At 70.6% G+C, this 23,145-nt stretch carries 17 protein-coding genes and 1 other RNA gene; 6 read left to right on the top strand and 12 right to left on the bottom strand.

The window, feature by feature from the left end; all coding sequences use genetic code 11:
• The first annotated feature begins 49 nt into the window (after window positions 1-49).
• On the top strand, window positions 50-958 hold the full coding sequence (locus BHU15_RS02200) for a LysR family transcriptional regulator (protein ID WP_069625611.1): 909 nt from the start codon (window positions 50-52) through the stop codon (window positions 956-958).
• On the opposite strand, the gene BHU15_RS02195 is transcribed toward BHU15_RS02200, so the two are convergent.
• The 8 genes from BHU15_RS02195 to ftsE form a co-directional block, all read right to left on the bottom strand.
• Complete coding sequence (locus tag BHU15_RS02195) at window positions 903-2,171, bottom strand: acyltransferase family protein (RefSeq protein WP_079127822.1); 1,269 nt, start codon at window positions 2,169-2,171, stop codon at window positions 903-905. The genes BHU15_RS02200 and BHU15_RS02195 overlap by 56 nt on opposite strands.
• Window positions 2,168-4,288, bottom strand: coding sequence for a bifunctional polysaccharide deacetylase/glycosyltransferase family 2 protein (locus BHU15_RS02190; RefSeq protein WP_069625595.1), 2,121 nt, complete (start codon window positions 4,286-4,288; stop codon window positions 2,168-2,170). Before BHU15_RS02190 ends, BHU15_RS02195 begins: the two co-directional genes overlap by 4 nt.
• A 102-nt stretch (window positions 4,289-4,390) precedes the next feature.
• A complete protein-coding gene (locus BHU15_RS42005; RefSeq protein ID WP_167756209.1) occupies window positions 4,391-5,071 on the bottom strand; it encodes a hypothetical protein in 681 nt (226 codons plus the stop codon).
• A 349-nt stretch (window positions 5,072-5,420) separates the two neighbouring features.
• Window positions 5,421-5,808, bottom strand: a transfer-messenger RNA (tmRNA) gene (gene ssrA / locus BHU15_RS02180).
• Between the two features lie 104 nt (window positions 5,809-5,912).
• Window positions 5,913-6,398, bottom strand: coding sequence for an SsrA-binding protein SmpB (smpB, locus tag BHU15_RS02175; protein ID WP_023541386.1), 486 nt, complete (start codon window positions 6,396-6,398; stop codon window positions 5,913-5,915).
• Between the two features lie 18 nt (window positions 6,399-6,416).
• A complete protein-coding gene (locus tag BHU15_RS02170; protein WP_069625593.1) occupies window positions 6,417-7,604 on the bottom strand; it encodes a S41 family peptidase in 1,188 nt (395 codons plus the stop codon).
• A gap of 67 nt (window positions 7,605-7,671) precedes the next feature.
• Window positions 7,672-8,589 (bottom strand): permease-like cell division protein FtsX, encoded by a 918-nt coding sequence (ftsX, locus tag BHU15_RS02165; protein ID WP_023541384.1) that lies wholly within the window; start codon window positions 8,587-8,589, stop codon window positions 7,672-7,674.
• A gap of 35 nt (window positions 8,590-8,624) precedes the next feature.
• Window positions 8,625-9,314: a cell division ATP-binding protein FtsE gene (gene ftsE, locus BHU15_RS02160; protein ID WP_023541383.1), complete on the bottom strand. Its 690-nt coding sequence runs from the start codon at window positions 9,312-9,314 to the stop codon at window positions 8,625-8,627.
• A gap of 272 nt (window positions 9,315-9,586) precedes the next feature.
• Here ftsE and BHU15_RS02155 point away from each other — a divergent pair, with 272 nt between their 5' ends.
• Window positions 9,587-9,784 (top strand): hypothetical protein, encoded by a 198-nt coding sequence (locus tag BHU15_RS02155; protein WP_023541382.1) that lies wholly within the window; start codon window positions 9,587-9,589, stop codon window positions 9,782-9,784.
• 72 nt (window positions 9,785-9,856) lie between these two features.
• Here the strand turns inward: BHU15_RS02155 and BHU15_RS02150 are convergent, their stop codons facing one another.
• From BHU15_RS02150 to BHU15_RS02135, 4 genes are all read right to left on the bottom strand, one after another.
• Window positions 9,857-10,732 carry a hypothetical protein gene (locus BHU15_RS02150; RefSeq protein WP_069625592.1) on the bottom strand — a complete coding sequence of 292 codons (876 nt, stop codon included), beginning with the start codon at window positions 10,730-10,732 and terminating at the stop codon, window positions 9,857-9,859.
• A gap of 323 nt (window positions 10,733-11,055) precedes the next feature.
• Window positions 11,056-12,162 (bottom strand): peptide chain release factor 2, encoded by a 1,107-nt coding sequence (gene prfB / locus BHU15_RS02145; protein WP_031231428.1) that lies wholly within the window; start codon window positions 12,160-12,162, stop codon window positions 11,056-11,058.
• A gap of 95 nt (window positions 12,163-12,257) precedes the next feature.
• A complete protein-coding gene (locus tag BHU15_RS02140; protein WP_069625591.1) occupies window positions 12,258-13,505 on the bottom strand; it encodes a serine/threonine-protein kinase in 1,248 nt (415 codons plus the stop codon).
• Between the two features lie 188 nt (window positions 13,506-13,693).
• Window positions 13,694-15,343, bottom strand: coding sequence for a serine/threonine-protein kinase (locus BHU15_RS02135; protein ID WP_069625590.1), 1,650 nt, complete (start codon window positions 15,341-15,343; stop codon window positions 13,694-13,696).
• 415 nt (window positions 15,344-15,758) lie between these two features.
• On the opposite strand from BHU15_RS02135, the gene BHU15_RS02130 reads away from it, so the two are divergent.
• The 4 genes from BHU15_RS02130 (at window position 15,759) to BHU15_RS02115 (ending at window position 23,042) form a co-directional block, all read left to right on the top strand.
• Window positions 15,759-19,025, top strand: coding sequence for an FHA domain-containing protein (locus BHU15_RS02130; protein WP_069625589.1), 3,267 nt, complete (start codon window positions 15,759-15,761; stop codon window positions 19,023-19,025).
• Window positions 19,026-19,358: 333 nt separating this feature from the next.
• A complete protein-coding gene (locus tag BHU15_RS02125) occupies window positions 19,359-20,759 on the top strand; it encodes an ABC transporter substrate-binding protein (protein ID WP_079127819.1) in 1,401 nt (466 codons plus the stop codon).
• A gap of 4 nt (window positions 20,760-20,763) precedes the next feature.
• The gene (locus tag BHU15_RS02120) at window positions 20,764-22,128 is read left to right on the top strand and encodes a carbohydrate ABC transporter permease (RefSeq protein WP_079127818.1); all 1,365 of its coding nucleotides are present in this window, start codon (window positions 20,764-20,766) and stop codon (window positions 22,126-22,128) included.
• Window positions 22,125-23,042 (top strand): carbohydrate ABC transporter permease, encoded by a 918-nt coding sequence (locus BHU15_RS02115; protein WP_069625588.1) that lies wholly within the window; start codon window positions 22,125-22,127, stop codon window positions 23,040-23,042. Before BHU15_RS02120 ends, BHU15_RS02115 begins: the two co-directional genes overlap by 4 nt.
• The last annotated feature ends 103 nt before the right edge of the window (window positions 23,043-23,145 follow it).

The raw sequence follows: 23,145 nt of genomic DNA, 5'->3' as shown, positions 1-23,145 counted from the left end.
GGGACGGATCCATGCCGAAACGCTGTACGGATGACGCACCATGGAGGGCGTGATCAATCTGCGCCTGCTCCAGACGCTGCGCGTCATGAACGCGCAGGGCACCGTCGCGGCCACCGCCCGCGCGCTGAACCTCTCGCCGTCCGCCGTCTCCCAGCAACTGCGCCAGCTCTCCCGCGAGGTCGGCGCCGAACTGTGGGAGCCGGACGGCCGCCGGATCCGCCTGACGACGGCCGGCTGCGTCCTGCTGCACCACGCGGACCTGCTCAGCGCCCAGTGGGAGCGGGCCAGGGCCGACCTCGCCGACCACGGCGGCGCCTCGTACCGGACGCTGCGCATGGGCGGCTTCGCGACCAGCATCGGCCCGCTTCTGGCGCCCACCGCGCAGGAGTTGCGGGAGGCCTCGCCGTCGACCCGTACGACGGTCGCGGACATCGACACCCGGCACTGCTACGAGCACCTGCTGGCCGGCAAGCTCGACATCGCGGTCCTCACGCCGCTGCCCGGCAGCCCCACCATGGACGATCCCCGGTTCGACCAACAGCCCCTGATGGACGACTACGTGGACCTGGTCGTCCCGGAAGGCCACCGGCTGGCCGGGCGCGAGCGCGTGGAGCTGTGCGAGACGGCCGACGACGACTGGATATCCCCGCACCACGACCAGAGCCGCCTCATCGAGGCGCTCTGCACCGCGGCCGGCTTCGCGCCCCGGATGGTGCACCACGCCGACGAGTGGTCGGCGGTGCTCTCGCTGATCAGCCACGGCCTCGGCATCTGCCTCGTACCGCGGCTGGTCCCCCTCACCACCCACCCGCGCCTCAAGCGCCTCTGCGTCGGCGGCGACCCGCCGCCCTTCCGGCGCGTACTGACCTGCGTACGGCGCGGGAGCGAGAGCCGGCCGACGATCAGCGACGGTCTGCGGAGCCTGCGCGCGCGGGCGGCGCTGAGCCCGTGGACGTAACGCCCCCGGAGCCGGTCGAGCCGCCCGAGCCGTTCGGCCAGAGCCTCGGCCGCCGCTTCGCCGCGATGTCCTCGACCCACCCGAAGGCGAGGATCGCGACCGCGAGCAACGGCCAGACCAGCAGCAGCGGCAGCACCGGATACGCCGCGTCGACCAGGCCGGCGTGGTCGTACAGCGCGGGGATGTCGTAGAGCAGGTCGATGGCCGGGAAGGTCGCCATGATCAGCAGGTTGTGCCAGAGATAGATCGTCACGGCCCGGTTGTTGGCGAGCGTGATCACGGAGTCGAACCGCGCGAGCCTGCCCGGGAGTTGGCGCCACGACGGCGCGTACTGGAGCAGGATCACGCAGAAGCCGAACGACCAGGTCGCCTGGGCCAGCGGGATCTCGTCCAGATTCCAGCCCTCCTCCGTGAGATGCCCGGAGGCCCACCAGATCCCGAAGGTCATGACGAAGGCGGCCAGCGAGACCGTGAGATAGCGCGGCACCTTCGTGAACAGGCCGTCGTGGTGCGCGAATCCGAGGATCCAGCACGCGCCGTAGACCGCGAAGTCCGTCAGCGCCTCGCCGCTCTCGCCGGAAATCTCCACCAGACCGGTGCCGATGACGGCGGTCAGCGCGAGCGGCGCCAGCAGGGTGGCCCACGGCACCCGCCGGAAGGCCCACAGCAGCAGCGGGGACGCCAGTACGAACCAGAGATACGCGCGGATGTACCAGAGCGGCCCGACCGCCTGCTCCGCCCAGGACGTCTCCAGCAGGCCGCCCTCGGCCCCGCTCTCCCAGGGATACGGCGGCGCCCCGACCGGGAACAGATAGTTGGCCAGCCGGAGGAACCACCAGAGCCCCTCCTCCCTGACCGGCCGCCACCCCAGCGCGAAGATCACCGGCACGACGACCACCGCGAACGCCCACATCGGCGGCAGCAGCCGCCGCATCCGGCCCCGGATCACACCGAGCGCCGGCCGGCCCAGCGAGCGCGCCATCAGCGAGCCCGCCAGCGCGAACATCACACCCATCGAGGGGAAGAGGATCGTCAGCCAGGCCCAGCCGAAGATGTGATAGATCACCACCCGCCCCAGCGCGACCGCGCGCAGCAGGTCGAGATAGCGGTCACGCCCGGAGGGACGTACGGCGGCGGCCTCCGCTCCCCGCGGTCCCGGTGCCTTGTGCCGGGCGCGCGCGGCGCCCGCCGTGTCGAGAGGAACGCCGCTCATGCCACCGGCCTCCGGCTGTCGTCGCTCCGCCGGCCCGTCGTGGCTCCCGGCGCCTCCACCGCGCCGGTGCGGCGCAGCTTCTGCCAGCGCAGCCGGCCACCGGTGAGGGCCGTGATCCAGGACTGGAGCAGGACGACGTACATCAGCTGCCGGTAGAGGATCTGCTGGAGGGGCAGCGAGACGAGATGGATCATGCGCTCACCGTCGAGCCGGAAGGCGTACGCGGCGCAGACCGCCTGGACGGCCAGCACCCCCAGCCACGCGATGATCGTGTTCCGGGTGGGGCCGAACACCAGCCCGTACAGCAGGAATACGTCGATGAGCGGCGCCAGCAGCGGGAACAGCACCATGAACAGCGAGACCAGCGGCAGTCCGACCCGGCCGAAGCGCCCCGAAGGACCCTTCTCGACCACGGCGCGGCGGTGCTTCCAGATCGCCTGCATCGTGCCGTAGCTCCAGCGGTAGCGCTGGGACCACAGCTGCTGCACCGACTCCGGCGCCTCGGTCCAGGCGCGGGCCCGCTCCGCGTACACGACCCGCCAGCCGTCGCGGTGCAGGGCCATGGTGATGTCGGTGTCCTCGGCGAGGGTGTCCTCGCTCATGCCGCCGACCCGCTCCAGCGCCTGGCGGCGGAAGGCGCCGACCGCGCCGGGGATGGTGGGCATGCAGCCGAGCACGTCGTACATGCGCCGGTCGAGGTTGAAGCCCATCACGTACTCGATGTGCTGCCAGGCGCCGATGAGGGTGTCGCGGTTGCCGACCTTGGCGTTGCCCGCGACGGCGCCGACCCTCGGGTCGCCGAACGGCTGGACCAACTCCCGTACGGTGGACGGCTCGAAGACGGTGTCGCCGTCCATCATCACGACGAGGTCGTGACTGGCGTGCGCCAGGCCGTTGTTGAGGGCGGCGGGCTTGCCGCCGTTGACCTGCCGTACGACATGGACGTCTCGAAGCCACATCGCCTCGACGATGTCCGCCGTGCCGTCCGTCGACCCGTCGTCGATGACGATGACCTCGATCGGGTGGTCGCTCCGCGTCAGTGAGCGCACCGTGCTGGCTATGCACTCGCGTTCGTTGTACGCGGGCACCAGCACCGTCACCGGTTCGGTCACCGGCGCGCCCCAACTGAAGCCGCGTCCGCGCACCTTGCGCGCGTGCGCGAAGGACAGCACCAGCATCAGTCCGAACCGCCCGATGACCAGCACACCGATCACGGCGAGTCCGCCCACCAGCACGGTGGTGGCGCTCTCCGAGACGGCGACGGCGCCGACGAAGGCCTTGCCCTGGAGCAGTTCGACACCGGAGGCGGGTGTGTGGGCGCTGGGGGCGCCCAGCGCCTCGGTGAGGTTGGCGAACTGGTACCCCCGCTCCTTCATCTGCGGCAGGAACGTACGGAGCGCGGTCACGGTCTGCGAGCGGTCGCCGCCGGAGTCGTGCATCAGGACGATGGAGCCGCGGGTGCCCTCCGGGGTGGCCCGCTCGATGATCGCGGAGGCGCCGGGGCGCTTCCAGTCCTCGCTGTCGGTGTTGTTGAGCACGGTGATGTAGCCGAGGCTGCCGATGTACTCGGTGACCGGCCAGGACTCGTCGTCCATCGCGTCGGCGAAGGAGGAGTACGGCGGCCGGAACAGCGACGTACGGATCCCCGCCGCCCCCGCGAGCACCAGCTGGTTCTGGGTCAGCTCCCAGTCGATACGGGACCTGGACTGGTAGGCGAGATCGGGGTGGTTGAAGGTGTGCAGACCGATCTCATGGCCCTCGTCGACCATGCGCCGCACCAGGCCGGGATGGCGCGAGGCCATCGTGCCGGTGACGAAGAAGACGGCGTGCGCGTCGTACCGCTTCAGCTCGTCGAGGACCTTCGGCGTCCACTCCGGATCCGGTCCGTCGTCGAAGGTCAGCACGAGCTTGTGGTCGGGGACCCGCAGCGCCTTGGGCGTGGTGGTCCCGCGCGCGTCGATGACCGGGCCGCCCTTGAGGATCCGGTCGGGCACCTGGCCGGTGCCGGCGGGCGGGCGTACGCGATGGTCGGCGAGGATCTCGCTGTGTACGTAGCCCCGCAGCATCAGCATCGCGAGGAGGGCGACGAGGAGCAGCGAGGGCAGCAGGTAGCGCATGGGGAGCCGACGTCTGGCGGTGCGCCCCGGCTTCTGTCTCTGCTTGCGGCTGTGCTGGTTCTGCTTGTGCGACGGGGCCCGTCTGCCGGAAGAGGTCATGTGTTACTCGGCGCCTTCCGCGACGGCCTGCCGGCCGTCCTGTGCAACGGGTGAGTCGGTCGGTGTGTCCGACAGGGTGGGTTCCGGTTCGGGGTCCGGGCCGGGGTCGACGGGGCCCGGGTCGGGATCGCCGGTGCCGGGCTCGGGGTTGGGCTCTCCCGGTCCTGGATCGGGGTCGCCCGGGTCCGGCTTGGGGTTGGGCCTGCCCGGTTTCGGGTCCGGGTCCGGCTTGCCGGAGGCCGAGGCGGAGGGTTCCGGTTCGGCGGAGGAGACGGTGCGCGCGCCGGACGCCGACGGCGAGCCCGAGACGGAGTCCGACGGGCCGGTACCGGCGTCCGCGCCCGGAGTGTCCACCACGGTGGGCCGGTCCTTCGGGGGCGGCTGTATCTCGACCTTCTCCGAGTCCCGTTTGTCACTGACGCCGGGTATCTGGAGCAAGGGGGCGGTGGAGTTGCCACCGATCAGGGCCGCCACCAGGGCGATCGCGTAACAGGCGCTGGCGATGGCCAGCACCCAGCCAAGACGCCGGAGCTTCTTGCTCCGACGGCCACTGGCGTCGACGAAGACGGGTCCGTCGGAGCTGTCCGCGGCGCGTGCGGCGGGTATGCCGGTGCCGTCTGCGGCCCGTCCGGGCAGCTCGGAGAGCTGCCGTCCCAGACCGTCGAGCTCGACGGTGACGTCCATCGGCTCATGCGTATGCCCCTTTTGGGCATCTTCTCGCCAATTGTTCACAGCTGTACACACATCCCCCCACAGGATTACCGGGCGCATACATAAAACTGGCTGAAATCCGGCCGTCGTTCCGGGTCCCCACCCGAACCGAACGCCCCCACCACCGCACCCGGATCCAGAATGTAGCGCACGGCGACCAGCGGCGTGCCCACGCTTCACCAGTTGATAGGCATGTGTACATCTTCGTTGCCGAACGGCCGATCTTGAGTGAATCATTCCGGCCACCCGCACTCCTTCGCGCCGCCGGGCGCGCGACGAAGGCCCCGCTGCCTGGGCAGCGGGGCCTTCGCCTCACATGGGGTGGTGGAGATGGCGGGAATCGAACCCGCGTCCAACGGTGCGGAACCAGGGCTTCTCCGAGTGCAGTTCGCTACGTTTTTACTCGGCCCCGGAGGTCACGCGAACAAGCCTCCGACAGGCCCAGTCACTGTTTGATTTCCCACCGTGTCCCGTGACCGAACGCGATGGTTTAGTTCCCTAATTGATGCCAGGATCCGGGTCGGGAACACTCCCGGGCTGACACTCCACGGAGTCTTCGCTAGCTGCTAATTAGGCAGCGAGGGCGAAGGTGGAGGAATCGCGCTTAGAATTGGCGATTATAGTTTGCGACATATGGTTAACGAGATCATTGCCGCTTCCTCGACTCGCTTCCCCTGCCTCGACATCCGCTGTCGAAACCGATCATCCCCATGTTGATTTTTCAAACGCCGTCCCTGCTCTGCGGGACAGCCCCCATCCTACGTGACCAGCACGCGACGGGGCCACCTTATTCCGCCCGCCGTCCACGGGGCGGTCAGGCCCGCTGACGCCGGCGGGCGGCCGAGACCGCGCGGTCCGTCTCCCGCCGGTCCTGCTTCTCGCGCAGCGTCTGGCGCTTGTCGTACTCCTTCTTGCCCTTCGCCAGCGCGATCTCGATCTTGGCCCGGCCGCCCTTGAAGTAGAGGGCCAGCGGCACGATCGTGTGGCCGGACTCGTTCGACTTCTGCTCCAGCTTGTCGATCTCAAGCCGGTGCATCAGCAGCTTCCGCTTCCGGCGTGCCGAGTGATTGGTCCAGGTGCCCTGGGTGTACTCGGGCACATGCACGTTGTGCAGCCATGCCTCGTGGTCGTCGATCTGTACGAAGCCGTCCGCCAGGGAGGCGCGTCCCTGGCGCAGTGACTTGACCTCGGTACCCGTCAGCACGAGACCGCACTCGTAGGTATCGAGAATGAGGTAGTCGTGCCGCGCCTTCTTGTTCTGCGCGACCAGCTTGCGCCCTGTGTCCTTTTCCTTAGCCATAGTGCGTTCATTTTCGCACTACGACCCACCCCCGAGGCCACTCAATACCGTGCGGGCCCGCTCCTGGGCCCGTTCGTCCACCACCAGGTCGGGGGTGATGCCCTTGTCGTCGACCTTGTGACCAGCGGGTGTGCGGTAGTGCCCGACCGTCAGCTCGGCCACGGAACCGTCCGGCAGCCGGCTCGGCATCTGTACGGAGCCCTTGCCGAAGGTGGGGGATCCGACCGTGATCGCCCGGCCCCGGTCCTGGAGGGCGCCGGTGACCAGCTCGGCGGCGCTCATCGTGCCGCCGTCGACGAGCGCCACCACGGGCCGCTCGGTGTCGCCGCCCGGGTCCGCGTACAGGGCGCGCTGCTCGCCTCGTATGTCGTACGTGGCGACCAGGCCGCCGTCCAGGAAGGCGGAGGCCGCCTGGACGGCCTCGGTGACCAGACCGCCCGCGTTGCCCCTCAGGTCGAGCAGGACTCCGGCGCCCCTCGGCGCTTCCAGGACGGCGTTCCTGATCTGCTTGCCGGTGCCCTTGGTGAACGCGGCGACCTTGATCACGAGCGCGCCGTCGGCGCCGGTCTCCAGCGTGACCGCGTCCGTACTGAGGCTGACGCGGCGCAGCGTCTCGGTCCACTCGTGCCCGCCGCGCGACAGGCCGAGCACGACGGTGGTGCCCGCGGACGCGTCCTCGGACCCCCCGGCGCCCTGGCCCTCGCCACGCAGCAGCGCGACGACCTCGGTCACGGGGCGCGGGCCGACCGGCTCGCCGTCGACCGTACGAAGGATGTCGCCGGCCTTGATCCCGGCGCGTGCGGCGGGGCCGCCCGGCTGGACCTTGCTCGCCGCGATCCGGCCGTCGGCCAGGCGCTTGGCGGAGAGGCCCACCCCGGTGTACTTGCCGTCGAGTGCCTGCTCGAACTCCTCGTACTCGCCCTTGTCGTAGACGGCGCCCCAGCGGTCACCGCTGCGGCTGACGACGTCCTCGGCGGCCTCGGTGCCGGACTTGCCGTCCGCCATGGCCTCGGCGGCGGCCCGCGCGACCTCGTCCCTGTCGGCGGTGGAGGCGACGGAGCGGGTGCTTATGCGGGCGGCTTCCTCGTCGGCACGCGGCAGCGAGTCGGTGGCCGCGGCGGTGGCGAGCACGCTCGCGAACAGCAAGGTCAGGGCCGCCCCGCGGTAGAACCCGTGGGGTTTGAGTCGATTGTCTTGGCCCGGCATGGCGACGAGTCTAGGACAACCCCCGGCGCCGCAGAGCGGCTTGGCGAGACGACGCCAGGGGCCAATGTCACACCTTGAGGTACTTGCGCAACACGACCGAGGCCGCAACTGCCGGCATGAGCAACCCGATCACCAACACCAGCGGGAGGATGGCCAGTACGGCGTCCCACCCGATGAAGTTGATGAGTTGCATCTTCTCTTCAAGCGCGATTCCGCCGTCGATCAGGAAGTAACGACCGGCGAGCAGAAGGACGCAGGCGACGACACCGCCGATCAGTCCGGCGAACGCGGCCTCCATGATGAACGGCATCTGGATGTAGAAGCTCGACGCGCCCACCAGGCGCATGATGCCGGTCTCCCTGCGTCTGCTGAACGCGGACACCCGGACGGTGTTCACGATCAGCATCAGGGCAATGACTAGCATCAGCGCCATCACTCCGAGCGCGGCGACATTCATGCCCTGCATCAGATTGAAGAGGTTCTCCAGGATGTTGCGCTGGTCCGCGACGGACTGCACACCGTCCCGGCCCTCGAAGGCGGTTGCCACCACCTTGTACTTCTCCGGGTCCTTGAGCTTGACCCGCAGCGACTCCTGCATCTGGTCCGGGGTGATCATCCCGGCGATGGGCGTCTCGCCGTACTGCTCGCGGTAGTGCTTGTACGCCTCGTCCGCCGTCTCGTGGTAGACGTCGTCGACGATGTCCATCTTTTCGAGGTCGGACTCGATCGACTTCCGCTGATCAGCGGTGGCGGGGCCCTTCTCGCACTTCTCGGTGGTCTCGGCGTCACCCTTGTTGCACAGGAAGATCGAGACGTTGACCTTGTCGTACCAGAAGTCCTTCATCACGCTGACCTGCTCGCGCATGAGCAGTGCGCCGCCGAACAGCGCGAGCGAGAGTGCTACGGAAATGATGACGGCGAACGTCATCGTCAGATTTCGGCGGAGACCGACGCCGATCTCCGACAGGACGAACTGGGCGCGCATGGCGTCCTTTCAGCTTTCGATGCTCTTCGCGTTGCTCAGTGCTGGTAGCCGTAGACGCCTCGCGCCTGGTCTCGCACGAGACGGCCCTTTTCGAGCTCGATCACACGCTTGCGCATCTGGTCGACGATGTTCTGGTCGTGGGTCGCCATCACGACGGTCGTGCCGGTGCGGTTGATGCGATCCAGCAGCTTCATGATGCCGACGGAGGTCTGCGGGTCGAGGTTGCCCGTCGGTTCGTCCGCGATCAGCAGCATGGGGCGGTTGACGAAGGCCCGTGCGATCGCGACGCGTTGCTGCTCACCGCCGGAGAGTTCACCGGGCATCCGGTCCTCCTTGCCGCCGAGTCCGACGAGATCGAGGACCTGGGGGACGGATTTGTTGGTCTCGCCGCGGGACTTGCCGATGACCTCCTGGGCGAACGCCACGTTCTGCATGACGGTCTTGTTCGGCAGGAGGCGGAAGTCCTGGAAGACCGTGCCGAGTTGGCGGCGCATGCTGGGCACCTTCCAGTTCGACAGGCGCGCGAGGTCCTTGCCGAGGACATGCACCGCGCCGTGGCTGGCGCGCTCCTCACGCAGGACGAGCCGCAGAAAGGTCGACTTGCCGGAGCCCGACGAGCCCACGAGGAAGACGAACTCCCCCTTCTCGATGTCGAGGGACACATCACGCAGGGCGGGTCGGTTCTGCTTCGGATAGGTCTTGGAGACGTTGTCGAATCGGATCACGGGTGCACCACGGTCGGCCGGGAGTAGGTGAGCGAGACCTTACGCGAACCGGCCGGGGCCGCGCAGTCGGCCGCCGGGGTTGGTCCGGGCTTGGGTGATTTATCACGGCTGCCGGCCGCCCGCCACCGGGTACGGACCGGGTGCGATCCGACGGGGCGCGCCGAATCGGGCGGAAGCTGGCACAGTAGTGGTACGGGGAACGGTCGCGTTCCCCGGAGCGTTGGGCGCAGAGACAGTACTCGCGGCTTCGCGGCGCGGGAGGAGGAGAGCGCATGACCTTTGATCGGCTGGTGTGCGCCAACTGCGCGGGACCCGTCAGCGAGGGCCGGTGCCATGTGTGCCGTGCGAACAGGCAGCGGCTGGAGCAGGAGGGTCCCTTCGGTGGTCTGAGCCCGGTGGCGCTGCTGACCCTGTTGGTGGTGCTGATAGCGGCGGTGGCGCTGGTCGCGGTGGGGCATCAGACGGCCTGAGCCGTCCTTGAGCAGCGGGAAGGGCCCGGACACTGAATCAGTGTCCGGGCCCTTCCGTGCGTACGGGATGGCTCAGGCGGCCGTGGCGCGGCTGCCGACCAGACGCGGAAGCATCCGGAAGCCGATACCGCCGGCGATCATGGTCGCGGCACCGATGATCAGGAACGTGGTCTCGGCGGCGCCGGTCTCCGCCAGCTCCTCCTTGGCCTCGCCCTGCTCGACCGGCTGCGAACCGCCGTTGTCGGTGTCCGTGCCGCCGGTGCTGGCGTTGCCACCGGTAGCGGTCTGACCCTCGTCGGTGCCACCGCTCTGGCCCTCGGCGGCGCCGCCGTCAGCGCCACCATCGGCGCCGCCGTCAGCGCCACCATCGGCACCGCCGTCGACACCGCCGTCGACACCGCCATCGGCTCCACCGTCGACACCGCCGTCAGCGCCACCATCGGCACCGCCGTCGACACCGCCATCGGCTCCACCGTCGACACCGCCGTCAGCACCGCCATCGGCTCCACCGTCGACACCGCCGTCAGCGCCACCATCGGCACCGCCGTCAGCGCCACCATCGGCGCCACCATCGGCACCGCCGTCAGCGCCACCATCGGCACCGCCATCGGCTCCACCGTCAGCGCCACCATCGGCACCACCATCGGCACCACCGTCAGCGCCACCATCGGCACCACCATCGGCACCACCGTCAGCGCCACCATCGGCACCGCCATCGGCACCCGAGGTGGTACCGACGATGGTGTTGCCGCCGTCGGAACCCGACGTGGCGCCGACGATGGTGTTGCCGTCGTCGGAGTCCGAGGTGCCGACGGAGGCCTTGAGGCCACCGACATTGACATCGATGCCGACGGCCGAAGCGGCGCCCGCGGCGGTCAGCGAAGCACCGGCGGCGATCACGGCGCCGGCGGCTATCCGCGCTACGCGGATCCGCGTCTTCTTGGTCATGTGCTTGCTACCCCCAGTAGCTAATCGTGAATGGTGCAGCGTCCGGGGCCGGCCAGTGGGAGGTCCGCGTGTACAGGTCCCCCGATCACACACGCCCCAGAAATACGCATGCCGCGCGTCACCATTCCGAGTTTTTGCATAAGCGTCAAGGTCGTTGCGCGTGCGATGCCCGGATTAAAGCCAGTTGTCCGCCGGGCGAGGGGTAACTGTGACAAAAACGGGAACTACCGCTTCCCGAACGGCAGTTCCTTTGTCGACAAAGCGAGTCCCTTGCCAGAGCCGCGAGTTGGCCTCTGACAAGGGACGGAACAGCCGGGAAAGATCTAGCGTTCCTGCTGCTTGCGCCAGCGAATTCCGGCCTCAAGGAAGCCGTCGATCTCGCCGTCGAGCACGCCCTGGGGATTACCCACCTCGAACTCCGTACGGAGGTCCTTGACCATCTGGTACGGGTGCAGGACGTACGAACGCATCTGGTTGCCCCAGGAGTTGCCGCCGTCGCCCTTGAGGGCGTCCATCTTGGCCTGCTCCTCCTGGCGGCGGCGCTCCAGCAGCTTCGCCTGGAGGACGTTCATGGCGCTGGCCTTGTTCTGGATCTGCGAGCGCTCGTTCTGGCACGAGACGACGATGCCGGTGGGGATGTGCGTGATCCGGACCGCGGAGTCCGTCGTGTTGACGCCCTGGCCGCCGGGACCCGACGCGCGGTAGACGTCCACGCGCAGCTCGGTCTCGTCGATCTCGACGTGGTCGCTGGACTCGACGACGGGAAGCACCTCGACCCCCGCGAAGGAGGTCTGGCGGCGCCCCTGGTTGTCGAACGGCGAGATACGGACCAGCCGGTGGGTGCCCTGCTCGACGGAGAGCGTGCCGTAGGCGTACGGCGCCTTGACGACGAAGGTGGTCGACTTGATGCCGGCCTCTTCCGCGTACGACGTCTCGTAGACCTCGGTCGGGTAGTTGTGCCGCTCCGCCCAGCGGACGTACATGCGCTGGAGTTGCTCGGCGAAGTCCGCCGCGTCGACGCCGCCGGCCTCGGCCCGGATGTTGACGAGGGCCTGCCGCTCGTCGTACTCGCCGGACAGGAGGGTGCGGACCTCCATCTCGTCGAGCGCCTTCTTCACCGAGGCGAGCTCGGACTCGGCCTCGCCACGGGCGTCGGCGTCGTCCTCGCTCTCGGCCAGCTCGAAGAGCACCTCGACGTCGTCGATCCGGCTCCGGAGCGCCTCGGTCTTGCGCAGCTCGGCCTGGAGGTGCGACAGCTTGCTGGTGATCTTCTGCGCCGCCTCCGGGTCGTCCCAGAGCGACGGCGCCGCCGCCTGGTCCTCCAGGACGGCGATCTCCGCCCGCATCTTGTCGAGGTCAAGGACGGCCTCGATCGACCCCATGGTCGAGGAAAGGGACTTCAGCTCTTCGGATACATCGACGACTGCCACGGACCCAGCCTAACGGCTGACCGGTGAAACCCCGCCGTCGCGGTTGCCGGCCGGGAGCGGACACGGCGGCGGGCGCGGTGGCCGGGGCGCACGCCCTAGGGAACCGGCGCCGCCGTCGGCGCCGTGCCGCCGGGGACGCGCTCCGCGCCGTCGCTGCTCGTCGCCAGCCAGCCGCCCACGCCGAGGACCGCGATCAGCAGGGCGGCCGTCACACCGAGCGTGATACGGCGCTTGCGTACCGCCTCCGCCTTGTGCCGGGCCGACCCCGGCCTGCGCTGGCCCGCCGCGCGCGGGGCCCTGGCCGTGCCGCGCGCGCCGCCCGCCAGCTCGTCGGGGGCCGGGACGCGCATGCTCGTGTGGGTGTCGCGGTTGGAGTCGGGGGCCGCTCCGGGGACGAGCGGGACGGCGCCCCTGCGGCGCGGCTGTTCGGCCGCCGCCCGCTGGTCGTCGGTCTCCGCGTACGACCGCTCCTCCTGCGTCGGCTCGGCGTCGGGCTCGTCCACCTCCAGGGAGGGGATGCCGGCGAGCTGCGGAAGCTGCTCGCGGAGCCGGGCGGCCAGCTCGCCGGCGCGCAGCCGGGAGGCCGGTGCCTTGGCCAGGCACTGGACGAGGAGCTGCCACAGCTCGTCGGGGATGCCGGGCAGCGGTACGACGGTCTCGGTGACATGGCGGCGCAGGACCGCGCCGGGGTGGCCGCCGCCGAAGGGCGTGAAGCCGGCGAGCAGCTCGTACAGGACCGTCGCGAGGGCGTAGATGTCGACGGCGGCGCGCGGCGGCAGTCCCTCGACGATCTCGGGCGCCAGGTAGTCGGGGGTGCCGATGATCCTGGTGGCCTTCGTACGGCGGGGGGTGTCGATCAGCTTGGCGATGCCGAAGTCGGTGAGCAGCGCGGGGTGCGAGCCGCCGGGGCCGATGGGGCCCTCCATGTCGAGCAGGATGTTCTCCGGCTTGACGTCGCGGTGGACGACTCCGGCCGCGTGCGCGGCGGCGAGGCCGTCCGCGACATCGGCGACGACGGCGACCGCGGCCTCGGGTGCGAGCCGGCGCTCGCGGTCGAGACGGGTGCGCAGGTCGGTGCCGCGCACCAGCTCCATGACGAGGGCCAGGTCGTTGCCGTCCACGACGAGGTCGCGGACGGCGACCACGCGCGGGTGGTGGAGTCCGAGCAGCGCGGTGCGCTCCTGGACGAAGCGCCCGACCAGTTCCTGGTCGGACGCGAGGTCTTCGCGCAACAGCTTGATGGCGACGGGCCCTTCGGGTCCCTCGCCGAGCCACACCGTGCCGGCGCTGCCCCGCCCCAGGATCTGATGGGCGGTGTACCGGCTGCCGATATTCCGTGCCAAGACTGCTCCCTCAGCGGCTGGCTTTGCCCATCAAAGTACGCGGGTATCGGGGTGTTGAGTGCCCGGTACCGCGGCAACGTTCACTTCTACGGGGGAATTGATCCCGCGGGAATCGACAAAGCGACAGAACCGGCGGAACCGTGCCGGTGCCGGTGGGGAGCCCCCACCGGCACAGGTGTCGGGTCGGATCAGGGGCTGGGGGTGCTGCCCGTGTTCGAACCGCCGAACTCGGAGACCCAGTCCGACACCGAGTTGTAGGTGTCCTTGATCTGCTCCCAGAAGCTCTTGCCCTGGCCGATCCAGTCCTGGAGCGGGGTCAGCTCCCAGACGAGCCAGCTGGCCACGACGAGCAGGATGATCGTGAACAGGCAGCCCTTGAGGCAGCCGAGGCCGGGGATCCGCATCGGGTTGGCGCTGCGCTGCCGGGGCTGGCGCGGGGCGGGCGGCTGGGGCTGCTGGGGCGCGGGCTGCTGCGGAGGCGCGTACCGCTGCTGCTGTTGCTGCGGGGGCGGTGCGTAGCGCTGCTGCTGGGGCTGGTGGGGCCCCGGCGGGTACGGCTGCGGCTGCGGGGCCCGCTGCTGCTGGCGCTGGGGCGGCGGGGGCTGCTGGCCCTGGGGCCGCTGGGGCCGGCGCCTGAGCGGGTCCTGGCTCGGGTCCAGGTACTGGACCTGGGTCTGCTCGTTGCGGTCGCGGGCGGCCCTGAGCTGGTTCTGCCAGGGGTGCGGGTCCTCGGGGCCGGGACCGGCGGGGCCGCCGGGACCGCCCGCGCCGACCGGCATGACCGACGTCGGGTCGGCCGAGCCAGGCGCGTTCGGGGCGTTCGTCGGCAGGACGCTGGTGGCGGCGGCCGGGTCGTACGATCCGGCGTTGCTCGGCAGGACCTGCGTCGGGTCGGCGGCGCCGGGCTCACCGGGCACGGCGGTGGGCGACGGATCGGGCGCCAGGAGGGCGCCCACGCCCATCGCGGCGTTGATCTGGGCGGAGTTCGCGTGCGCGCCGATGCCGGAGGCGACGGTGCGCAGACCGCGGGCGAGGTTGACGGCGCTGGGCCGCTCGTCCGGCTCCTTACGGAGGCAGCGCTCTATCACCGTCCACAGCGGTTCGGGGACGTTGGACGGCCGGCGGGGCTCCTCGCTGAGGTGGCGGTGGAGCACTTCCAGGGCCGTACCGCCCGCGAACGGCGGGCGGCCGGTGACCAGCTCGTACAGCAGGATGCCCGCGCCGTAGATGTCGACGGCGGAGGTCTGCGGACGGCCTTCGGCGGACTCCGGCGCGACGTACGCGGGCGTGCCGACGAACTCGTGGGTTCGCGTCAGCCCTGGGGAGTCGGCGAGCCGGGCGATACCGAAGTCGGTGAGCATCGGGTGCAGCTGGTCGCCGTCGTCCTTCAGGAGGACGTTGGCGGGCTTGAGGTCGCGGTGGACGACGCCGTCGGAGTGGCTGGCGGCGAGCGCGTCCGCGATCTGGGCCGTGAGCAGCGAGGCCGCGATGGGGCTGAAGGGGCCGTTCTGCCGCAGGTAGTGGTGCAGGTCGGGGCCCTCGACCAGGTCCATGACGAGGGCCAGGAGGTCACCCTCGACGACCAGGTCACGGGTCCGCACGATGTTGGGGTGGGTCAGCCGGAGCAGGACGGAGCGCTCGCGCAGGAAGCGCATCACGACGTCCGCGTCGTTCGCCAGCTCCTCCTTGAGGACCTTGATCGCGACGGTCTCGCCGGGCTGCCCGGCCACGGCGGCCTCGGCTCCGGCGGTCTCCCGCTGACGGGCGCGCCAGACGGTGCCCGTGGCGCCGCGCCCGATGGCCTCCTCCAGGAGGTACTTGCTGCCTACCGGCCGCACGTCACGCTCTCCCTGCTGCTGGTGGTCCTTGCATGGCCCCGACGCCGTCGGGGTGTCCGACCCACTTTAGAGGTCCGTCGAGGGTTGTCGTCGCGGTCATGTTCGAGAAGAGGACGCGAGCGTCCCACCGATGGTTGCCCAGCACGCCTACCCACGGGGTCCGCGGACGATCCCAACCCGTTCGCAACCATGCACTTTTGCACCCACAGCCGACCATTCAAGATCACTTCCCCCTGGTTCGTGGGCGTGTTGTCGGTGGCAGGTGCGAAGATGCCATGCAGCACTCGGTGTGTGGGGTCGTTCGCTCACCGTCCGTGCCGACCTGTACCGGCCGATGTGTCGGTGCCGGGTGGGGGGATTCACACAGGGCAGCACCCCTGCCGGGCACCCCGCGCAGAAGGGACCGCTGACGGCGATGCAGATCCGGCTGACCGTCCTCGCGCCGCGCAGCGGCCATCCCGCGGGGCGCGCCTGCGACGTGCTCGTCACCGCTCCGGCGGGGACGGCTCTCGCGGCCGTCGCCTCCTCTCTGGCCACGGCCGTCGCCGGGCCCGACGTCTCGGGCGCCGTCGTGCTGTACGCGGGGCGGGAGCGGCTGGACGCGCAGCGCCGCACCCTGGGCGAGCCACCTCTGGTGGACGGCGCCGTGCTGTCCCTGCATGTCCCCGGCGAGGACGACGCGCCCACCGACGACGTCCCGGCCCAGCTCCATGTGGTGGCGGGTCCGGACGCGGGCGGGGTGCATCTGCTGCACGGCGGCCGGGTCAGGATCGGCCGCTCGGCCGACGCCGACGTGCCGCTGGACGATCCGGATGTCTCGCGGCTGCACTGCTCGGTGACGGTGGCCGATGACGGTCAGGTCTCGGTGGCGGACCTGCATTCCACGAACGGCACGACCCTTGAGGGCGTACGGGTCGGTTCCCGCCCTGTGCCGCTCCCGGCGGGCGCCCTGCTGCGGCTGGGCGAGTCCGTCCTGCGGCTGACCTCGGGCGGCCGGACGCCGGCCCTGGCGACCGCGCCGGACGGCGAGGGGCATCTGCGCGTCACGCGCGGCGAGGACGCGGGGAGCGACAGCGCGGGAGGCGCGCGTACGGGCTCCGGCGCGGCGGGCACCTACGGCGGCCCGCGATCGGGCCAGGAGGCCGCGTCGTACGGGACGGGCGCCCCCGGCGGGCGGACGGTCCACGCGTACACGCAGGGCGGCCACGGCGGCCCCGCCGTCACCCCGCGCGTGCCCGACCCGCGCACCCCCCGCTCGGACGCCGACACCCGGTACGGCGACGCGCTGTACGCGCCGGTGCCCGGCACCGGGCGCCCCGCGCACGACCGGGCCGACAGCGACGAGGCGCTCGACGGCGCCGACGACGACGGCCCGCAGGGACACAGCCGTACGCCGGGCTCCCGCCGGCAGGGCACGCCCATGCGCGGCACGGAGCTGCCGGACGGGCCCGGCCGGCGGCGCGGCGGCGGCATAGGCGCGTGGGCCCGGCGGCTGGCCAGCGGGCGCGACGAGGAGTTCCCCGACGGCGACGAGGGCGCCGAACCGACCGCCGCGCGACCCCGCGGTCGCGCGCCCCTGGACGAGACCTGGCCGGATCCCGCCTCCGTACTGATGACGGCGCTGGGCCCCGGCCCCCGGCTCTGGGAGCGCGGCCCCGGCCATCGTGAATCGCTGGTCGTGCGCCTCGGTACGACGGAGCGCCCGTCGCCGGACGGCTCCGGGCCGCTGCCCTCGGTCCCGGTGACGGTGAGCCTGCGCGAGGCCGGTTCGCTCGGTCTCGCGGGGCCCAGGGAGCGGCTGACCGGCCTCGCCCGGTCGGTCGTGGCGCAGCTCGCCGCGCTGCACTCCCCCGCCGATCTGGAGATCGTGCTGGTCAGCGCCGACCGGAACAGAAGCGTGGAGCAGCGCAGGCGCGAGTGGGGCTGGCTCGGCTGGCTGCCGCACGTGCGGCCGGCCCACGGCCAGGACTGCCGGCTGCTGCTGGCCTACGACCGGGACCAGGCCGCCGCCCGGCTGGGCGAGCTGACGCGCCGGCTGGACGACGGGCCGCTCGGTCCGGGGTGGGCGTCGGCCGGCGCCAGGTCCGTCGCGGAGGCCGCCGGGCGGTTCGAGGGGACGGCCACGGTGGTGGTCGTGGACGGCGATCCCGGCTCGGCCGCGCTGCGTGAGACCACCGCGCGGCTGGCGGGCGCCGGTTCGGTGGCCGGTGTCCATGTGATCTCTCTGGCCGAGACCCCGGCGGCGTCGCCGCTCTCCCCGATCGCGGCGACGTACGAGACGGCGTGCGCGGCCTCGCTGTCCTTCCGCGAGTGCGGGGCGGTTGCCCTGCTGAGCGGTGATGTCGCCACGGCGCTGCGGCTGTTGCGTACGGCGGTGGGTGAGCCGGCCGGGCACGGCACGGTCGCGACGGTGGACGCGGTGTCCACGGCGTGGGCCGACCGTTTCGGCCGTGCGCTCGCGCCCCTCCGTACGGAGGCGGGCAGCGCGGCGGCCTCGGGACGGAGCAGGCAGGCGGCGGCGTTGCCGCGCTCTGCGCGGCTGCTGGACGAGCTGGGCCTGGCGCGGGCGACTCCCGCGTCGCTGATGGCCCGTTGGGCGTCGGCGGCGGGCAGTACGACGGTTCTCGGCACGGGGCCGCACGGCCCGGTGACGGTGGATCTGGTGGAGGAGGGCCCGCACCTGCTGATCGAGGGGCCGCCGGGCAGCGGCCGTTCGGAGCTGCTGCGCGCGGTCGCGGCCTCCCTCGCCGCCGGTGGCCGCCCGGACAGGCTGGGTCTGCTGCTGGTGGACGGCGCGGGCGGTGAGCGCGGTGAGGGGCTGCTGGCCTGTACGGAACTGCCGCATGTGACCGAGCACTTGGTGGCCTCGGACCCGATCCTGATGCGGGAGTTCGCGCAGGCGCTGGGGGCGGAGCTGAAGCGGCGGGCCGAGGTGCTGGGGCGTCTGGACTTCGCCGAGTGGCACAACAGACGTGAGGTCGCGGAGCGGATGGTGGGCCAGCGCGCGCCGAGCCCCGCCGAGCAGTCACCCACCGGCGGCGCGAGCGCGGGCGGTACAGGCGGCGGTACAGGCGGCGCGGGCGGCACCTTGGGCGGCAGCACCGTCCGGCTGCGCCAGACCACCTCCCGTACGCGCGGCGAGCCCGGCCCGGGCCCCGTCCTGCCCCGGCTCATCGTCCTCGTCGACGACTACGACGCCCTGGTCGCGCCCGCGCTGGGCAGTCCGGGCCGCCCGGCGGCCGGTTCGGTCGTCCGGGCGCTGGAGGCGGTCGCGCGCGACGGCGAGCGCCTCGGGGTCCATCTGGTCGCCACCTCCGCCCGCCCGGAGCGGACGTCGGAGACGGAGCTGGCGTCCCGCACCCGGCTGCGGGTGGTGCTGGACACGCCGCCGGTCGCGCCCGCCCCGGAGGACCCGCTGCCGGGCCGCGGCAGGCTCGGGCATCCGGACGGCCGGGTGACGCCGTTCCAGGGCGGCCGGGTGACCGGTCGGATCCCGCGTACGGCGACACAGCGGCCCACGGTCGTGCCGCTGGAGTGGGAGCGGATGGGCGATCCGCCGGCCCGCCGGCCGGTGCGTGAGCTGGGCAACGGGCCGACGGATCTGGCTCTGCTCGCAAGTGCCCTGGAGCGGGCGGCCCGTTCGGTGTCCGCGATGCCGGTGGGACCCCTGGGTCGTGTCTGACGGTAACCGCCGCCCGTCCCCGGGTCCGGCGGCCACCCGTGGCCGCGCCGTGGCCGAAAGCGGACATCCTGAGGTGACAGCCGGTATTGGTCCAGACCTCGGTAGGTGGCCATGCCTTCACATCTCTGAAATTACCCCTACGTCCGTAAACGACGTCACGAGCCCATCACGATCTTCGAATTGAAGCCCAGGACAGTATTGCGGCCTACGGTCACTGCGCGTAGGACTTACCGCAACGGGACAAGGACGGCGTCGTCAGCTCGCTCGGGGCGCCGGTCCGCATGCGCAAGCATGCGTCAAGATCCGCACGCTCGATGGAGAGACGGGGCAGTCATGCGTACAACTCTTAATGGCCGTAAGGCATTTGGAGCAGGAGCACGCTCAGCGGCACGAGGGTCACACAGAGCGGCGGTGGCGGCCCTGGTCGTCGGCGCCGTGGTGCTCACCGGTTGTAGCGGCGACTCCGAGGACAAATCGGATGGCGGGAGCGAGAGCAAGAAGCCCGCGACCACGGTCGAACTGCCCAAGCTGGACGGCGAGAAGATCCAGGTCGCCGCGGTGTGGACCGGCCCCGAGCAGGCCAACTTCACCAAGGTTCTGGACGAGTTCGAGAAGCGGACCGGTGCGACGGTCACGTTCGTCCCCGCGCAGGACCCGATCGTGAACTTCCTCGGCACGAAGATCGCCGGCGGCAGCCCGCCGGACGTCGCGATGCTCCCGCAGGTCGGCGCGATCACGCAGGCCGTGGAGAAGAAGTGGGCCAAGCCGGTCGGTCCGGAGGCGAAGGCGCAGCTGGCCAAGAACTACGGCAAGGGCTGGCAGGACCTCGGCGCGGTCGACGGCGAGCAGTACGGCGTGTACTACAAGGCCGCCAACAAGTCGCTGGTCTGGTACAACAACACCGCCTTCGAGAACGCGGGCGCGAGCGAGCCGAAGACCTGGAAGGACCTGCTGACGACCGCCGACACGATCTCGGCGTCGGGCGTCGTCCCGGTCTCCGTCGGCGGCGCCGACGGCTGGACGCTCACCGACTGGTTCGAGAACATCTACCTGTCGCAGGCCGGCCCGGAGAAGTACGACCAGCTGGCCAAGCACGAGATCAAGTGGACCGACCCGTCGGTGGCCACCGCCCTGACGACGCTCGCCGAGCTGTGGGGCAAGCCCACCCTGATCGCCGGCGGCGCGGACGGCGCGCTCCAGACCGAGTTCCCCGCCTCGGTCACGCAGACCTTCACGGGCGGTGACACCCCGAAGGCCGCGATGGTCTTCGCCGCGGACTTCGCCGGCGTGAACGTCACCGAGGCCGGTGCCAAGGTCGGCACCGACGCCAAGGTCTTCCCGTTCCCGGCCGTCGGCGCCGACTCCCCCGTGGTGACCGGTGGCGACGCGGCCGTGGCCCTGACGGACAGCAAGGGCGCGCAGGCGCTGCTGACCTTCCTGGCGTCCACGGACGCCGCGCAGATCCAGGCGGAGCTGGGCGGTTTCATCTCGCCGAACAAGGCCCTGGACGGCAAGGCGTACCCGAGCGACGTGCAGCGTGACATCGCCAAGGCGCTCATCGACGCCGGTGACGACTTCCGCTTCGACATGTCGGACCAGATGCCGCAGTCGTTCGGCGGTACGCCCGGCAAGGGCGAGTGGAAGGCGCTTCAGGACTTCCTGAAGAACCCGAAGGACGTCAAGGGCGCTCAGCAGCAGCTGGAGTCGGACGCCGCCAAGGCATACAAGAGCTGACGCGATGACGTCGGCGACAACAGGGGGCACCGGCACCAAGGTGTCGGCGCCCCCGCCCCCCGCCAAGGGGAAGCGCAAGAGCGTGACAGGCACACGTAAAGGTCTCGCGGTGGCGTTCCTGCTGCCCGCGCTGATCCTGCTGGGCGCGCTCGTGGTCTACCCGATCGGGTTCTCCGTCTACCGGTCGTTCTTCGACCAGTCCGGCGACAACTTCGCGGGCTTCGACAACTATGTGGAGATCTTCACCGAGGACACCATCCGGACCGCGATCAAGAACAACTTGATCTGGGTGGTGGTGGCCCCCACGGTCGCCACCGCGCTCGGTCTGATCTTCGCCGTACTCACCGAACGGGTGCGCTGGGGAACGGCGTTCAAGCTGATCGTCTTCATGCCGATGGCGATCTCGATGCTCGCCTCCGGCATCATCTTCCGGCTGGTGTACGAGCAGGCCCCGGAGCGCGGCATCGCCAACGCCGTCGCCGTGGGCGTGCACGACACGTTCTCCGAATCGGCCGGCTATCCCAAGGCCCGTCCGCTGCCGGTGCATCCGCTGAAGGCCGGCGACGCCAAGGGCTCGTTCGTCACCAAGGCGCCGGTCTCGGCGGGCACTCCGGTGCTGCTGCCGCTGGTCGGCGTACCGCCCGGGAAGATGCCCTCGGACGCCGTACCGGCCAAGGCGGCCGAGAGTGGCGGCGACGAGATCACCGGCACCGCCTGGCTGGACTTCACCAAGGGCGGCGGCGGCAAGCCCAACGTCGTCGACCCGAAGGAACTGGGCCTGGGCGGCCTCAAGATCGAGGCGGTCAAGGACGGCAAGGTCGTCGCGTCGGCGACCGCGGCGTCGGACGGTACGTTCACCCTGCCGGCCTCGGCCGACGGAGCCGTGCTCCAGCTGCCCGAGACCAACTTCAGGGAGCCGTACAACGGCGTGGACTGGCTCGGTCCGTCCCTCGTGACCCCCGCGATCATCGGCAGCTATCTGTGGATGTGGGCGGGCTTCGCGATGGTGCTGATCGGCGCCGGTCTGGCGAGCATGCCGCGTGAACTCCTGGAGGCCGCGCGGGTCGACGGCGCGAACGAGTGGAACGTGTTCCGCCGGATCACCGTCCCGCTGCTCGCACCGGTTCTGGCCGTCGTCATGGTCACCCTGATGATCAATGTGCTGAAGATCTTCGACCTGGTGCTGATCATCGCGCCGGGCTCGTCCCAGGACGACGCGAACGTGCTGGCGCTCCAGCTCTACCGCTCGTCGTTCGGCACGGACGCCAACGTCGGCGTGGGCAGCGCGATCGCCGTATTCCTCCTGCTGCTCGTGATCCCGGTGATGCTCTTCAACATTCGCCGGATGCAGAAGGAGAACCGCCGATGAGTACGACTGACACAGCGGCGCCGGCGAAGCAGCACCTGCCGGCCGGCGCGACGGCCAAGCCGAGGCCGTCCCTGCCCGCCCGGATCATGGCGAAGGCCGGCGGCGGAGTGGTCCAGGTCTTTCTCATCCTGGTCGCCCTGTTCTGGATGATGCCGACGATCGGTCTGCTGATCTCCTCGCTGCGCGGCTCGTCGGACATCGCGGCGAGCGGCTGGTGGGAGGTCTTCACCAAGCCGGCGCAGCTCACCACCGAGAACTACTCGGAGCTGCTGTCCAACGACATCATCACCAACTCCCTCTGGTCCACGGTGATGATCACGGTCCCCTCGACCGTGCTGGTCGTGGTGATCGGCTCGCTCGCGGGATACGCCTTCGCGTGGATGGACTTCCCGGGCCGCGACTGGTGGTTCATGCTCGTCGTCGGTCTGCTGGTGGTCCCGGTCCAGGTCGCGCTCATCCCGGTCTCCGAACTCTTCGGTGAGATCGGGATCTTCGAGACGACCTTCGGCGTGGTCATGTTCCACGTCGCGTTCGGACTCCCCTTCGCGATCTTCCTTCTGCGGAACTTCTTCGCGGAGATTCCCCGGGAGTTGCTGGAGGCGGCCCGTCTCGACGGGGCGGGCGAGATCCGGCTGTTCACGCGCGTCGTGATGCCGCTCGGCGGTCCCGCGATCGCCTCGCTGGGCATCTTCCAGTTCCTCTGGGTCTGGAACGACATGCTGGTGGCCCTGATCTTCGCGGACTCCGATTCCCCGCCGATCACGGTCGCCCTCCAGCAGCAGGTACGGCAGTTCGGCAACAACATCGATGTGCTGGCGCCCGGCGCCTTCCTCTCGATGATCATCCCGCTGGCGGTCTTCTTCCTGTTCCAGCGGCAGTTCGTCTCGGGCGTCATGGCGGGGGCGGTCAAGTAGGGCCGCTTCGGGCACCCGTTCGACGGGAAAGTACGCCAAAAGGGGCGGGCCGGTTCAACTACCGGCCCGCCCGGCGTATTTGTCCCCCGTATGCCACGTCTGG

Source organism: Streptomyces niveus, from assembly GCF_001723055.1.
GTDB classification, from domain to species: Bacteria; Actinomycetota; Actinomycetes; order Streptomycetales; family Streptomycetaceae; genus Streptomyces; species Streptomyces niveus.
This window is presented reverse-complemented; position numbering and strand designations above follow the sequence as displayed.

What these genes read in the sequence shown, in the direction of transcription:
- BHU15_RS02115 (WP_069625588.1), top strand. Translation starts at nt 22,125, where the DNA reads ATGAGTACGACTGACACAGCGGCGCCGGCGAAGCAGCACCTGCCGGCC.
- smpB (WP_023541386.1), bottom strand. Translation starts at nt 6,398, where the DNA reads ATGGCTAAGGAAAAGGACACAGGGCGCAAGCTGGTCGCGCAGAACAAG.
- BHU15_RS02170 (WP_069625593.1), bottom strand. Translation starts at nt 7,604, where the DNA reads ATGCCGGGCCAAGACAATCGACTCAAACCCCACGGGTTCTACCGCGGG.
- BHU15_RS02190 (WP_069625595.1), bottom strand. Translation starts at nt 4,288, where the DNA reads ATGCGCTACCTGCTGCCCTCGCTGCTCCTCGTCGCCCTCCTCGCGATG.
- BHU15_RS02155 (WP_023541382.1), top strand. Translation starts at nt 9,587, where the DNA reads ATGACCTTTGATCGGCTGGTGTGCGCCAACTGCGCGGGACCCGTCAGC.
- BHU15_RS42005 (WP_167756209.1), bottom strand. Translation starts at nt 5,071, where the DNA reads ATGGACGTCACCGTCGAGCTCGACGGTCTGGGACGGCAGCTCTCCGAG.
- BHU15_RS02150 (WP_069625592.1), bottom strand. Translation starts at nt 10,732, where the DNA reads ATGACCAAGAAGACGCGGATCCGCGTAGCGCGGATAGCCGCCGGCGCC.
- BHU15_RS02195 (WP_079127822.1), bottom strand. Translation starts at nt 2,171, where the DNA reads ATGAGCGGCGTTCCTCTCGACACGGCGGGCGCCGCGCGCGCCCGGCAC.
- ftsX (WP_023541384.1), bottom strand. Translation starts at nt 8,589, where the DNA reads ATGCGCGCCCAGTTCGTCCTGTCGGAGATCGGCGTCGGTCTCCGCCGA.
- BHU15_RS02120 (WP_079127818.1), top strand. Translation starts at nt 20,764, where the DNA reads ATGACGTCGGCGACAACAGGGGGCACCGGCACCAAGGTGTCGGCGCCC.
- BHU15_RS02125 (WP_079127819.1), top strand. Translation starts at nt 19,359, where the DNA reads ATGCGTACAACTCTTAATGGCCGTAAGGCATTTGGAGCAGGAGCACGC.
- BHU15_RS02130 (WP_069625589.1), top strand. Translation starts at nt 15,759, where the DNA reads ATGCAGATCCGGCTGACCGTCCTCGCGCCGCGCAGCGGCCATCCCGCG.